The organism is Anoxybacillus sp. FSL W8-0382, from assembly GCF_038003845.1.
GTDB classification, from domain to species: domain Bacteria; phylum Bacillota; class Bacilli; order Bacillales; family Anoxybacillaceae; genus Anoxybacillus; species Anoxybacillus flavithermus_G.
On record NZ_JBBOPX010000001.1, the window covers coordinates 2,385,629 to 2,399,531 of the forward strand.

Below are 13,903 nucleotides of genomic sequence, written 5' to 3' on the forward strand. Positions count from 1 at the left end.
GAATTACTCCGCCCTTTTTTCAATCGCTTCATAAATGTTTTTTAATTTCGGATTTCCTTCGTCAACAATCTCACCATCAATAACGACAACCGGATAAAATAAATCTTCATCGATGATCTTTTGCGCAAACTGACGCTTTTCATCATCTTCCGGTGGCGAAAAAATATCAACATAAACGAACTGAAACGCATGATTCGGATATTTTCGTGAAACTGCAGCTTGAATCCATTCATACGTATCTTTTGATGACGGGGCACCGACACAAGAAGCACAAACTGTATCTGCTCCGTACACACATATTTCAATCATATTCATCCTATTTCGCGCAGGAGACTCCCACTTCAACGACCAAAGGGAGTAAGTGGGAGAGGAATGCGCGTTCCCCCTTTCTTTTGTGTATGATATAATAAAGGCGTGGAGAAAACCGTTCAATAAAGGCACTCCAATAACTGCTACTCGATGTATGGAGTTGGTTACAGGAAACGTTGTAACCGTAAAACATCGAGCGTAGGTCCGTCTGTTGTGTGTGGAAGCCAAGTACTGCCAACAGACACACCGAGAGAATCGGTAACGATGCAGGCATGACCTGCGTCGTTGGGTAGTCGTCAACCTGCCCCTGATGCAACCCCAAGTCAAGGAAGGAGGAAGAAGTCCGTTTGCACTTCTGGGGAGTTGCAAGCCCTCACTTCAAGCGTTAGCTAAGTGGGGGTAGTTGACTCTCTCCCACGGAAAAAAGTTAAGTAACGTGAATAGATTTTTTTCATCATGATGATTATAATAAAATTAGTGAAAGGAGTCGATGAAAATGACAGATCAAGATATTAAACAACAAGTGCAAGAAGTATTAGATAAACTTCGTCCATTTTTACTTCGCGATGGCGGAGATTGCGAATTAGTTGATGTGGAAGATGGCGTTGTTAAACTTCGCCTTCTCGGCGCTTGCGGAAGCTGCCCAAGCTCAACGATTACGTTAAAAGCTGGTATTGAGCGGGCATTGCTTGAAGAAGTTCCTGGCGTTGTTGAAGTTGAACAAGTGTTCTAACAGCAAAAAGGGTGTCCAAAAAATGATTGGGCACCCTTTTCATTTCTCTAACGCCATTTTATATACAGAGCTACCTGTCTCCTCTACTGACAACATCCGAACATCGCTATACGGAAACGCCACTTTCAACGCATGATATACTTTCTCTCCTTGCCCTCGTTCCGCAAAACATAGCACCGTCGGACCAGCACCACTTAATGCGACACCGAATGCTCCACTCCGCTTCGCCACGACACGCACTCGTTTCAATTCAGGTACGAGACGCTCCCGATATGGCTGGTGAAAAAGATCCGCATCCATCATCTCACCTGCCAGTGACCAGTTTTGTGTAAGCAATGCGGCAACGAGCACATTTCCAACCGCACTCGCCTCTACTGCCTGCGCACGTGTGAACTCACTCGGAAGAACGGTACGAGATTTTTTCGTCTCCAGTTCATACGTCGGAATGACCGCAATGAGATCTATCGGGATGTGCGGTACGTGCACAACATGCGTACGTTCTTTTACATAGCTACCAATTACTAACCCCCCATACAAAGAGGCGCCAACATTATCAGGATGCCCTTCGTATACACTCGCTATCCTCATTTTCTCTTCTTGCGACAAACGGAGACGTCCAATTTCATTTGCCAACTCAATAGCCGCCACAATCGCCGCAGCACTGCTACCAAGTCCACGAGTAAACGGAATATTGCTTGAGACAAATACATGACAAGGCGGCAACGTTACACCATACTCGCCTGCTAATTTACTTGCTACTTGATAAATTAGATTACTTTCATCGGTTGGAATGCTTTTTACTTCATCTGTTTTTGGGATAAATCCCCACGATTCTGCACGCACGACTTCCAATGTTAAATGTAACGATACCGCTAATCCGATCGAGTCAAAGCCAGGACCGAGGTTGGCTGTGCTTCCTGGAACGACAATTTTTAACATCTCCCCATCATTCATTGAAGAACAGCTCCTTGAATATGCGCAAACACCGCTTCCTCATCATTCGGCAAGACGATCGGGTGAACTTTCATCGCTTCCATCGCTACATTCGGATCTTTCAATCCGTTTCCAGTTAGCACCGCAACAATACGGCTGCCTTTTTTAATTTCACCACTTGCCACTTGCTTCATCACACCAGCTATCGATGCACACGAAGCAGGCTCTGCAAAAATTCCTTCTTCGCGCGCAAGCAAACGGTACGCCTCCAAAATTTGTTCATCTGTTACCTCATCGATTTTTCCACCTGATTCGTTGGCAGCTTGAACAGCGTATTCCCAACTAGCTGGATTACCAATGCGAATCGCTGTCGCAATCGTTTCAGGATTTTCGATCACTTTATTACGTACAATCGCTGCCGCCCCTTCCGCTTCAGATCCGCGCATTTCTGGTAATTTTGTGCCATGCTTTTCATGAAATTGCTTAAACCCTTTCCAATAAGCTGTAATATTTCCTGCATTTCCAACTGGTATAGCAAGAATATCTGGCGCCTCCCCGAGTTGTTCGCAAATTTCAAAAGCGGCTGTTTTTTGTCCTTCGATCCGATACGGGTTTACTGAATTAACGAGCGTAACCGGAGCCATCTCACTCAAACGGCGTACCATTTTTAATGCATGATCGAAATTTCCTTGAATTGCAACAATTTCCGCTCCATACATAACCGCTTGTGCCAACTTCCCAAGCGCAATTTTCCCATCAGGAATGACGATGATGCAACGCATATTCGCCCTCGCAGCATACGCCGCAGCAGCAGCGGACGTGTTACCTGTCGAAGCACAAATGATCGTATCGCTTCCTTCTTCCTTTGCCTTAGCGACAGCCATCACCATTCCGCGATCTTTAAACGATCCTGTTGGGTTTGCCCCCTCTGTTTTAACGTATAATTCCACACCGAGTTTTTCTGATAAGTGAACAAGCGGAATAAGTGGCGTATTTCCTTCATTTAACGATAACAGCGGCGTTTGATCGGTCACTGGCAAATAGTCACGATAATGATGTAACAACCCTTTCCACATTACAATGCACCTTCCCCTTCTACGCGATACGAGCTTTTCACTTTTTCGACGACTTCTAAATCACGCAATTGCTGCAATACATCACGATAATCTTTTAAGGACGCTTGATGTGTAACGAGTACAATTTCAGCTAAATCTTTTTGTTTTAAAGGAAGTTGTAAAATTTTCTCGAAACTTACTCCCCGTTCTGAAAAGAGCGATGTAATTTTCGCAAACGCTCCCACTTGATCTTTCACATGAATGCGTAAAAAATATTTCGAGTATATTTCGCTATCGTCTTTTAACTGCTTATCGTATTGCGGAGTAACTGCACTTCTTCCATTCACCCCAAGACGCATATTTTTCATGACGGCAACTAAATCGGACACAACAGACGTTGCTGTCGGCAAACTTCCTGCCCCCGGACCGTAAAACATCGTCTCTCCGACCGCTTCTCCATAAACGTAAACTGCATTATATTCATCGTTTACAGACGCAAGTGGATGCGTCTCTGGCAACAACGTCGGTTGTACACTCACTTCAACTTTATCGCCGTCTCGATGGGCAATACCGATTAATTTCATTGTATAACCGAGTCGTTTGCTATAGTTTAAATCTTCTTCCGTAATCCCAGTAATCCCTTTTACGTACACATCTTGTAAATCAATATTCATCGAAAAGCCAAGCCGAGCTAAAATTGCCATTTTCCGTGCTGCATCTAATCCTTCCACATCTGACGTCGGATCTGCTTCCGCATAACCAAGCGCTTGCGCCTCCGCTAATACTTCTTCATACGGCCGATTAAATTTGCTCATTTTTGTTAAAATGTAATTTGTCGTTCCGTTGACAATCCCCATCATTTTCGTAATACGGTCAGAAGCTAATCCGTCCACAAGGCTGCGTAAAATTGGAATGCCTCCTGCTACACTTGCTTCATAAAATAAGTCACAACCGTACTCAGACGCAATGGAGAGCAACTCTGTACCGTATAATGCCATTAAATCTTTATTCGCTGTAACGACATGCTTTCCATTTTTTAATGCTTGTAATATATATTGGCGCGTTTCTTCAATGCCTCCCATGACTTCAATGACAACATCAATGTCCGGGTCGTTAATCACTTCTTCTACATGTGTTGTTAATACCGCCTCCGGCAAAGCGACATCTCGCTTTTTATCGCGGTCGCGAACGGCAACCTTTTTAATTTCTACAGGGCAACCGACTTGATGCATCAATTTATCTTGATGGTTTTCAATGATTTTGACAACACCACTACCAACCGTTCCTAATCCTAATAATCCGACTGACACGCTTTTTACCATCTTCCCCACCTCTTGTTTTCCTGTAGTGAACATTTGTTTTTATATAGTAGACATTATAGGACATCTCCGCTTCATTTACAATCCTTATTTTCACTATCGTATCATATGAAAACGTTTTATGTTTAAAAATTTTCTAAAAAAATAAAAAAAGAGCCTATTGGCTCTAACGCACAGGTGTATATGGTTCTTTTCCTTCTAAGACGGCCATCACATTGCGGCAACATACATGCATCATTGCATATCTCGTTTCTTTCGTCGCACTTCCTATGTGGGGGAGTGCAACAACATTTGGTAGTTGCAGAAGCGGATGATCAGAACGAATCGGCTCTTGTGCGAACACATCTAACCCTGCTCCGGCAATGCGTCGATGAATTAACGCATCATATAGCGCCTCTTCATCAACGATCGCCCCGCGTCCTGCATTAATAAAAATGGCTGATGATTTCATTTTCGCAAACGCGGCACGATTAAACAATTGATACGTTTCATTCGTTAAAGGAGTTAAACAGACGACAAAATCAGATCGCCTCAGCAATTCATCAAACGAACAATACGTCGCATCAAGCGTCTTTTCTGCCTCAATATTTCGTGAACGATTATAGTATAACACGCGCATATAAAACCCTTTCGCTCGATGCGCAACAGCTTGCCCGATTTTCCCCATACCGACAATTCCAATCGTTTTATGGTGAACATCTGTCCCGGCAAGTAACAGCGGGCTCCAACTTTTCCATTTCCTTCCTTTAACAAACTCGGCTGCTTCAATTAATCGTCTCGCTGTTGCTAGCAGTAAAGCAAATGTTAAATCCGCTGTCGTTTCTGTTAACACATCGGGCGTGTTACAAACGATAACTCCATATGTTTTCGCTGCCTCTACGTCGATATTGTCGTAGCCGACCGCCACATTTGCCACCACGCGAAGCTTCGGACTTTGCTTCAACAGCTCCTCATCAATGCGATCAGATAGCATTGTAATTAACGCTTCCGCCCTGCTTGCTTCTTGAAGCAATATGTCGCGTGGAACAACAAGATGCTCATGTGGCCACATGTTTACATCATATTTGTCACATAACGGAGCAACAATATCGTCCGGTAATTTTCTTGTAATAAACACATACGGTCTTCCCATCTTTTTAACCCCTTTCGCACATTGTCCTCCGTTTTATTGTAGCACATTTATAACCAGTCAAGACGAGGAATGGAAACAGTAGTCATGTCATGAAAATGGCGAAGTTTTTGTTCATACATATCACTCTCTTCAAACACTTGTCTCAATTGCTGTTCATAGCCTTGTCTTATGTCTCCTGCTGTTCCGTAATAGTTTTCAATTGCTTGAAAATAATGAAGCGGGAATAGTAAGCGAGCATAAATCATCCGCCAAGAAAAGCGACTAAGTGTTTGCACCCGTTCATACGTCCGTAAAAAATGCGTAATCGTTCCGTCTACTTGTTTCATAAGCCATTGCTTTCTTATCCATTCTGCTATATCGCGACCTGCATGATCACACACCCAATCCGTCGGTATTTTCCCCATCTCCCATGCTTCAGGCGCAAATTGTTCATGACAAATGGTTCGCATATCGCTACGCATTGGAACTTCATCTAATTGGGTATCTACGACATACTGAATCGCATTTTCGGCTAAGCCTAAGTAATACGGAAATGTCTCAATAAACAATTCGTCCATTTCATTTTTTTCAGACGATCTCACTTGCCATTGCCAAAACTGTTCTAATTGATCAATGCGTTGCCCCCATAGCTCGTTCCATTGACCGAATCGGTTTCTTGTGGAAACATCATACGGATATGTGCGCCCGCGCTGATGAAATAATGCCATCTGTTGTGCTAAATCGTCTGTTTCATTTCGCTTTCCCATCTTCCATACACTCACTCGCATCCCTTGCAACTGCCCAACAAATCGACCTGTCTTCGTCGGAAGCAACGTTGCAATCGTTTCATCACCTTGTGCTCGCATATACATCGCCATATAATACAACTGCTGTATGTCGCTTTCTCTCTCATTCGTCGGTATCGCAACATATATGTCATTTCCACTTCGAACGAGAAGACGATCATTTTTTGTTTCCATATGATCGACACGAAAATAATAATCCATGCACATCCCTCCTTCTTTCATGTATATGTTTAAAAAATACGTATAAACTTCATATGAGAGAGGAAATAAACGCACGTTTCATAAAAAAACACATACATTGTAAAAAACAAAAAATGAAATAGGTGAAGTTGGATGGAGGAAAAGAAAATAGGAAAAATGGAGCAAATTGCACGACAATGGCTTGCAGATCGCGGGGTAACCATCGAACATATTGCGGAACTCGTTTATTATTTACAATCTAAATATCATCCTGACTTACAAATGGACGAATGTATTCATAACGTCAATCGAGTCATCGCAAAACGCGAAGTGCAAAATGCGCTATTTACCGGCATTCAGCTCGATATTTTAGCGGAAAAAGGATTGTTGGAAGAACCTCTTCAATCGTTTATCGCAAAAGACGAAGGACTGTATGGCGTCGATGAAATTTTAGCTCTGTCCATCGTTAACGTATATGGTTCCATTGGTTTTACGAATTACGGTTACATCGATAAACAAAAACCGGGTATTTTAAAACAATTAAATGATAAATCTTCAGGTTACTGTCATACATTTTTAGATGATATCGTTGGAGCGATTGCTGCTGCCGCTTCAAGTCGTTTAGCACATCGCGCCGCCCACGTTGAATAAACGATTGTTTTTCCTTCAGCGATAGCCAATATAAACTGTAATACTAAAAAAGCAAGGCTAACCCCGAGACGCATTTGCGTTTTAGGGTTAGCCTCTTTCATATACGTTCCATCCATTCCTTTAACGAATCGACGACATATGTCGGTTGTCGGTCATACGTTTGTAACATTTCTTTCGTCGTCACGCCTGTATGAACGAGGAGCGTATCTATTCCGGCATTCATTCCCGCCATAATATCTGTATCATAGTTATCCCCGATCATTAACGTTTCTTCTTTTGGCACACCGAGCACGTCAAGCGCCTGTTCCATAATAATTTTTTCTGGCTTCCCAATAAAAATCGGTTTCGTCTGTGTCGATACAGCGACAACAGATGTAAGTGAACCGTTTCCTGGTAACAGTCCACGCTCTGTCGGAATCGCGATGTCTCCATTTGTCGAAATAAACATCGCTCCGTTGCGAACAGCTAAGCAAGCGATCGCTAATTTTTCATAATTAATGCTGCGATCAATGCCCATTACAACAACTTCTGCATCTTCATTCGCAAATGTAAACCCTTTTTCTTCAAGCGCTCGACGAATGCCATCTTCTCCAATCACATACACAGAAGCATTCGGCTTCTTTTCATAAATGTAATTGGCCGTTGCTTGACTTGTTGTAAATACTTGCTCTTTCGTTGCAGGGATGCCAAAATTCCGTAGCTTTTCAGCTACTTGTTCTGGCGTGCGTGAAGAATTATTCGTGACAAACAAATACGGAATACCCTTTTCATGAAGACGATGCACAAACGCACACGCCTCTTCAATTCGTTCGGTCCCGCGATACATCGTACCATCTAAATCAATTAAATATCCTTTATACGTTTTCACTTTTGCCACTCCTTTTGACAACTTGCACGTTCAAACTTTAACGCAAAACAACTATTTTTGTCAAAAAGGGAGCAGCAACTGTCAACGATTGTTCATTTTTTTCGCTTAATATGGTAACGACACGCATCATCCCCATCAGCTAAACATGTTTTTGGCACAATGTCCGCCTCGTGAATAAGCATCTCAAACAACTTTCGTTCGCACTCACAAGCAATCGGATACGCTTGGGCAACCTCTGCAATCGGACAGTTATGTTCCACTAACTCGAATGAACCGTCATCGTACTGTAACAACTCTGACATATATCCGTGCTCATTTTGTACCGCCACAAGTTCTTTTATTTTTTCATCAAACGATTTATCACCAAATTGTTGTTCGTATAGTTTTCTCATTCGCTCTTGTCGATTTTGAAACAAATCTGCTACAATTTGTTTCCCGCCCATCTGTTCTAAATCAGCTAAAAAATCAAGCATCGTTTGTTGATAATGACGCGGGAAACGCTGATGTCCTTTTGCGCTCAACTCATATACGTTCGTCGGCCTTCCCATCGGCTGACGAACAAGCGTCGATTCAATCAATTCTTCACGCTCTAATGCACTTAAATGACGGCGGACAGCCATTTCTGTAATTTGCAATTGTTCCGCCATTTCACCGACAGTCAACCGTTTCTGCACTTTTAACATTTTTAAAATTTGCTCTTTTGTAGAAGAGGTTTTTTTTCGCATCATGTTTCACCCTCTTCCATTTTAAACGATTTTCCCTATACGCACAATTTTTAAACATTTTCGGTTTGAGTCAAGACTTTGTGGGAGATTTTTTTCTCGACCGATTTTTTTGGTTATATATGGTTTTATAAAATCGTTATATGTAAGCGCTTTTACTTACTCTCATCCTGTAGGTATGTGCGTTTTCTCTCGTTTTAAAAACCTTTCAATGCTTGCAATGCCTCGTAAATCGGTGTCCCTGAAGATTGGCGAAGGTATGGGATGTTATCTCGTACCACTTCTGTCATTTGCGTTTGCACGCGCTTCAGTGCCTTTTTCACGATCGTTTCTCGTTTCGTTTCTTCTCGTTCTTCCACGCCATACATCACTCCATCGCGTGTCCGAATGAGTAACGTATCTTTTATCGCGACGATCGCTCGCAACATCGCTTCAATCCCTGCATCCCTCCAACTTCGACCGTTTTTACTTCGTTTCGCAAACACATGCATCGTTCCTTCCGCACTCCCCATCGCCCTCATGTTTGTCGTGTCAATCCCTTTTTCCTTCAACCATACGCGATAGTCACGTAAACATCCTGGTATCTCCTCGATTCGACGAACAAGCGCCTCGAGTTGCTTTTCCTTCTCCTCATGTTCTAACGTACCGATGGCACTTGTGAGTTCTCGTAACACACCTTCTTCATCCCATGATGCTAACTTCTTTCGAATCACCCGATATCTCGCATGACCTCGGAACAATTGACGAATCTCTCTTGCCACATGGAACCGATCAAGCTGAAAGTACCCCCTGTCCCCGAAATATTCTCGACACGCTGTAATCCATGGGGCTCCATCTCCATTGATGACCACCCAATCCTCAAACGGATCATAGCTGTATTCCTTCATCAGAAAATTCTCTACAGCTTCCCAAATCGGTTCATTCGTTTGATGAACCATATACCGTCGATTCACTAAGGATACGCGTTTCCCGTTTTTCTCCCATCCTTGGTGAATCGTGATGATCTTTTCTTCTTTTCCTTTGATGCGGCTTCGTTGACGTTTCACGTACAACCCGTCTGCTTCGATAAAAAACACGCGCCCTTTTTTCTCCATCGCACGGTGCCCTTCCACCTCTGCCTCGATGATGGACTGGCGAATCGTTTCGTGACTCATACATGCATACCCCACCAGCTTTTCAAGCGACTGCGCAGCCTGTCGATACGAAGAACCCGTCACGGCGAGATGAATCGCTGTCTCCTCTAATAGCGGACTCACTCCATGCGCCCCATCGAACTGAAGAAAGACATCGAGTAAAGACGTATACACCTTTTTTTCACGGTCAAAGTAGTAGTTTCGCTTCACTTCCACCTCTCCAAATAGCGTTTGGAGTCGGATCGTCCGCTTATCTTTGAGCGCATATCGTTTCTTGTCCCGCTGTTCTGCCAATGTGCGGTCGATCTCCTCCAACACCTGTTGAAGGAGATGACCATATTGTTTTTGCATATGTCTAAATAAAGACTGTTCGATCTCTTTTAATGTCAAGCCGTTTGTGATATAATCCTGCATGGGCTCCACTCCTTTCTTTGGTTGTATTTTTTTTTCACACTTACTACCTTACCAGGAGGAGAGCCCGTTTTTCATCTATTTTGCTTACATATCTGACAGGTTCCTTATTATACCAAATCAGGAACCTGTCTTTTTTTCTCCCACAAACATTTTACTCATACACATTTTCGTTTAAAAAGGCAGACACTGGGCCTAGTTCATCATGTAAGTATGTGCGAATAGCATGCGGAAAAGAATGAAGAACATGCTTATGACGTTGCAACACTTCCAACAATTCGTCATGCGGCACATCGATGTATTGTTGAACGAGCTTTTTACGGAAATGAATGATTTGTTTTAGCGCTTCTCCATCTTCAGCTGAAAGGACACGTTCATCGACTAAAATATCAATAATGTCCTCATAACTCCCTGGATCGCGCATAATAAAACCATCAATCATGGCATTTCCTACATCAATAATAGATTCAATAATGACATGTGCAATGCGCTCAAGCGCGAGTTTCTCGATCGGTGTATGAAACGGTTGTTCCACATAACGAACGATTTGCTCCATATATTGCAATGTTTTTTCGATTTTTTGACGATCAACAAAATACATCATCCATCTTCCCCTCAGTGTTTTATTTTATTGTATCATAGCGCTTTCTTTTACACATCTATCAGAAATTTGTTAAGATGAAGAAGCAAACAAAAACATACGGAGGTTTGAATATGGAGCGTTTCTTTTTATATGATGACACAGTCGATACGAAAACACGTTTTGTTAGCTTCGTTGGAAAAAATGAACGGTTTGATTTAGCGATCGTCCAAACAGACCGTTTTTATGGGAAAGTGCTTGTCCTTGATTTACAAAGTAACCGGTTTGCCATTATCGGTTCAGACGACTTACAAGAACCAGGATATATTGAACATGCATACAATATCAATGAAGAGGAAGCAAACGAATTACGAAACTTTTTACATGAAATCGTCGGTTAAAGGATACGCTATGTAAAAAACGAAAGGAAGCGTTCATATGACCGATGAAACATATCATGATTTTTCAACGGTAGAAGCAAGAAAAAATTTTCTCGTTCCAGAGACATTGCCTGAAGGTCCATATGGCGCGCCGCGTGGTGAACATGAGCCGGTACAAAATAAAAGTACCCCGTGGCAAGAAGGACAGCGATATTATAGTGCATTTAATTACGAGTACAAATCGCTTCATCAAAATATTCCACGCCAAGATCCAGGGGCACATCCCGTTCATGACGATCCAGACGAGAACGGACAACAACCATATTCATCCTATTTCGCGCAGGAGACTCCCACTTCAACGACCAAAGGGAGTAAGTGGGAGAGGAATGCGCGTTCCCCCTTTCTTTTGTGTATGATATAATAAAGGCGTGGAGAAAACCGTTCAATAAAGGCACTCCAATAACTGCTACTCGATGTATGGAGTTGGTTACAGGAAACGTTGTAACCGTAAAACATCGAGCGTAGGTCCGTCTGTTGTGTGTGGAAGCCAAGTACTGCCAACAGACACACCGAGAGAATCGGTAACGATGCAGGCATGACCTGCGTCGTTGGGTAGTCGTCAACCTGCCCCTGATGCAACCCCAAGTCAAGGAAGGAGGAAGAAGTCCGTTTGCACTTCTGGGGAGTTGCAAGCCCTCACTTCAAGCGTTAGCTAAGTGGGGGTAGTTGACAAAAAATAGGTCAGGTGTTCTGACCTATTTTTTCACTTTCCGCAACACAAAATATGCACATCCAAAATTACAATATTCAAACAAATATTCCGATAACGTACTTATTTTCGTATCATATGTCGCCTTTTGATTATGGTCATCAAAAAAGCCTCGCAAACGAAGTTGGTTATATCCCCAATCACCGACAATGTAGTCATATTTATTTAAAATGTCTGTGTAGCGAGCACGAAACGCTTCTTCATTGAACCCGTTACGCACATTTTCCACGAGCTCGTAACATGTATTATGAACGCAAATCATAGTTCTCACCTCTTCTTCCCATTTCTATCATAAAACATGTCTTTCTCCCAGGCAATCACCGTTATGATCCTTTCCATAAAGCGAATAATAAAAAAGAAGGGGGGAGTTACTTTGCGTAATACATGGTTATGGACAGGGATTAGCACTATCGTTTTATTATCTGGCTGTGCTCAAATGAATGAATCCACATCTTTGTATGAAAAAAGCGGAACCACCATTAACGTCCGTTCACGAAACGATTTATATAACGAACATGGCGTAAAAAATGGGATGGATTCACGGTTAACTAATTTCGGTTACGTCCGTCATCAAAAAAGTCCTATTCCAGGGGACACGACACAATATGCGACCATTCCAGTATTAAACCGTGAAAACGTTGCGGACTTAATTAGCAAATTATGTACACAGCTTCCGAACGTTTATGACGTTGGAACGCTCGTCACAGACGATACAGTGTTCGTCGTTTACAAAACAGATAGTACAAATCGCTTTGAAACAGCCGATCAAGTGAAAAAAACAGCGATTTCTGTCGTTCCACGTTATTATCACGTATATGTTTCAGACAATCCGCGCATGTTTCAAGATATTGAGCGCTTCGGACGTTTAGACGCTAATAGCCGAAATATCGATCAAATTTTACAACAGACAATTAAAGAAATGCTTAAATCACCACAAGGAAGAAAAGTAAGTAGCGGGGAAAACGAAAATGGCGTGCAACGCGAAGAAATGAACATGATGCAATAAGAAAAAAGGATGTCCCGCTCAAATGAAGTGGGACATCCTTCATCATTCACTCCGCCGCCTTTGCTGATTGTACTTGTTCATCCGCATGATAAGAAGAGCGAACGAGCGGACCGGACTCACAATGGCTAAATCCTTTCGCTAGTGCAATCTCTTTTAATTCCATAAACTCATGCGGATGATAATATTTCTCCACTTTCAAATGTTTTTTCGTTGGTTGTAAATATTGTCCAATCGTTAAAATGTTGACTCCTACGGCTCGTAAATCGTCCATAGCTTCTAAAATTTCTTCTTTTGTTTCACCAAGTCCAACCATTAAACTAGATTTCGTTGGAATGTCCGGCTGCATTTCTTTTGCACGGCGTAAAAATTCGAGCGAACGTTCATACGTGGCACGCGCACGCACACGTGGAGTAAGGCGACGAACCGTCTCAATATTATGGTTCAAAATATCTGGCCGCGCGTCCATTAACGTTTTTAAGTTTTCATACACGCCACCCATGTCAGACGGCAATACTTCGATCGTCGTCAATGGATTTTTACGACGAATGGCGCGAACTGTCTCCGCAAATACAGCTGCCCCACCATCTTTTAAATCATCGCGCGCTACAGCAGTCACAACGACATGTTTTAAATTCATTAGACGAACGGATTCAGCAACACGCTCTGGTTCTTGCCAGTCTAACTCAGTAGGCAATCCTGTTTTGACGGCACAAAAGCGGCAAGCACGCGTACATACGTCCCCTAAAATCATAAACGTTGCTGTTCGACGAACCGCCCAACATTCATGAATATTTGGGCAACGTGCTTCTTCGCATACAGTATGCAACTGTTTTTCACGCATCATTTTTTTTAAGCCTGTATAATGTTCGTTCGTATTTAACTTTATTTTTAACCATTCTGGTTTGCGAAGGTGCTGTTCTTTTGTTGACATGTTTTT

General features: G+C 42.6%; 16 protein-coding genes and 1 pseudogene. 5 read left to right on the top strand and 12 right to left on the bottom strand.

Annotation, left to right across the window (positions count from 1 at the left end; all coding sequences use genetic code 11):
• Nucleotides 1-3 precede the first annotated feature (3 nt).
• Nucleotides 4-309, bottom strand: coding sequence for a YuzD family protein (locus NSS60_RS12665; RefSeq protein WP_035018906.1), 306 nt, complete (start codon nucleotides 307-309; stop codon nucleotides 4-6).
• Nucleotides 310-805: 496 nt separating this feature from the next.
• Between NSS60_RS12665 and NSS60_RS12670 the strand changes: the two genes are divergently transcribed.
• Complete coding sequence (locus tag NSS60_RS12670; protein ID WP_035018909.1) at nucleotides 806-1,042, top strand: NifU family protein; 237 nt, start codon at nucleotides 806-808, stop codon at nucleotides 1,040-1,042.
• A 39-nt stretch (nucleotides 1,043-1,081) separates the two neighbouring features.
• On the opposite strand, the gene thrB is transcribed toward NSS60_RS12670, so the two are convergent.
• The 5 genes from thrB to yutH form a co-directional block, all read right to left on the bottom strand.
• Complete coding sequence (thrB, locus tag NSS60_RS12675) at nucleotides 1,082-1,996, bottom strand: homoserine kinase (protein ID WP_004892349.1); 915 nt, start codon at nucleotides 1,994-1,996, stop codon at nucleotides 1,082-1,084.
• Nucleotides 1,993-3,051, bottom strand: coding sequence for a threonine synthase (thrC, locus tag NSS60_RS12680; protein ID WP_340720887.1), 1,059 nt, complete (start codon nucleotides 3,049-3,051; stop codon nucleotides 1,993-1,995). Before thrC ends, thrB begins: the two co-directional genes overlap by 4 nt.
• Nucleotides 3,051-4,352, bottom strand: coding sequence for a homoserine dehydrogenase (locus NSS60_RS12685; protein WP_004892354.1), 1,302 nt, complete (start codon nucleotides 4,350-4,352; stop codon nucleotides 3,051-3,053). The genes thrC and NSS60_RS12685 overlap by 1 nt, the downstream gene beginning before the upstream one ends.
• A 163-nt stretch (nucleotides 4,353-4,515) precedes the next feature.
• The gene (locus NSS60_RS12690; RefSeq protein WP_004892357.1) at nucleotides 4,516-5,481 is read right to left on the bottom strand and encodes a 2-hydroxyacid dehydrogenase; all 966 of its coding nucleotides are present in this window, start codon (nucleotides 5,479-5,481) and stop codon (nucleotides 4,516-4,518) included.
• Between the two features lie 47 nt (nucleotides 5,482-5,528).
• The gene (gene yutH, locus NSS60_RS12695; RefSeq protein ID WP_035018912.1) at nucleotides 5,529-6,467 is read right to left on the bottom strand and encodes a spore coat putative kinase YutH; all 939 of its coding nucleotides are present in this window, start codon (nucleotides 6,465-6,467) and stop codon (nucleotides 5,529-5,531) included.
• 132 nt (nucleotides 6,468-6,599) lie between these two features.
• On the opposite strand from yutH, the gene NSS60_RS12700 reads away from it, so the two are divergent.
• Nucleotides 6,600-7,097: a phosphatidylglycerophosphatase A family protein gene (locus NSS60_RS12700; RefSeq protein WP_004892362.1), complete on the top strand. Its 498-nt coding sequence runs from the start codon at nucleotides 6,600-6,602 to the stop codon at nucleotides 7,095-7,097.
• Nucleotides 7,098-7,194: 97 nt separating this feature from the next.
• Here NSS60_RS12700 and NSS60_RS12705 read toward each other — a convergent pair whose 3' ends face one another.
• From NSS60_RS12705 to NSS60_RS12720, 4 genes are all read right to left on the bottom strand, one after another.
• Nucleotides 7,195-7,965, bottom strand: a complete 771-nt coding sequence (locus NSS60_RS12705) for a TIGR01457 family HAD-type hydrolase (RefSeq protein WP_004892363.1) — start codon at nucleotides 7,963-7,965, stop codon at nucleotides 7,195-7,197.
• 92 nt (nucleotides 7,966-8,057) lie between these two features.
• Nucleotides 8,058-8,693 carry a helix-turn-helix transcriptional regulator gene (locus NSS60_RS12710; RefSeq protein WP_004892366.1) on the bottom strand — a complete coding sequence of 212 codons (636 nt, stop codon included), beginning with the start codon at nucleotides 8,691-8,693 and terminating at the stop codon, nucleotides 8,058-8,060.
• Between the two features lie 191 nt (nucleotides 8,694-8,884).
• Nucleotides 8,885-10,234, bottom strand: a complete 1,350-nt coding sequence (locus NSS60_RS12715) for an ISLre2 family transposase (RefSeq protein ID WP_075039588.1) — start codon at nucleotides 10,232-10,234, stop codon at nucleotides 8,885-8,887.
• A 151-nt stretch (nucleotides 10,235-10,385) separates the two neighbouring features.
• A complete protein-coding gene (locus tag NSS60_RS12720) occupies nucleotides 10,386-10,832 on the bottom strand; it encodes a DUF86 domain-containing protein (protein WP_340720957.1) in 447 nt (148 codons plus the stop codon).
• A 113-nt stretch (nucleotides 10,833-10,945) separates the two neighbouring features.
• Between NSS60_RS12720 and NSS60_RS12725 the strand changes: the two genes are divergently transcribed.
• Together NSS60_RS12725 and NSS60_RS12730 are read left to right on the top strand one after the other, a co-directional pair.
• A complete protein-coding gene (locus NSS60_RS12725; RefSeq protein WP_035018914.1) occupies nucleotides 10,946-11,212 on the top strand; it encodes a DUF3055 domain-containing protein in 267 nt (88 codons plus the stop codon).
• Between the two features lie 37 nt (nucleotides 11,213-11,249).
• Nucleotides 11,250-11,519 (top strand): annotated as a pseudogene (locus NSS60_RS12730) (cytosolic protein); the annotation flags it as partial.
• 427 nt (nucleotides 11,520-11,946) lie between these two features.
• Here the strand turns inward: NSS60_RS12730 and NSS60_RS12735 are convergent.
• On the bottom strand, nucleotides 11,947-12,222 hold the full coding sequence (locus tag NSS60_RS12735; protein ID WP_004892381.1) for a YutD family protein: 276 nt from the start codon (nucleotides 12,220-12,222) through the stop codon (nucleotides 11,947-11,949).
• Nucleotides 12,223-12,333: 111 nt separating this feature from the next.
• On the opposite strand from NSS60_RS12735, the gene NSS60_RS12740 reads away from it, so the two are divergent.
• Complete coding sequence (locus tag NSS60_RS12740) at nucleotides 12,334-12,966, top strand: YhcN/YlaJ family sporulation lipoprotein (protein WP_004892383.1); 633 nt, start codon at nucleotides 12,334-12,336, stop codon at nucleotides 12,964-12,966.
• A gap of 46 nt (nucleotides 12,967-13,012) precedes the next feature.
• Here NSS60_RS12740 and lipA read toward each other — a convergent pair whose 3' ends face one another.
• The gene (lipA, locus tag NSS60_RS12745; protein WP_064213863.1) at nucleotides 13,013-13,897 is read right to left on the bottom strand and encodes a lipoyl synthase; all 885 of its coding nucleotides are present in this window, start codon (nucleotides 13,895-13,897) and stop codon (nucleotides 13,013-13,015) included.
• Nucleotides 13,898-13,903 lie beyond the last annotated feature (6 nt).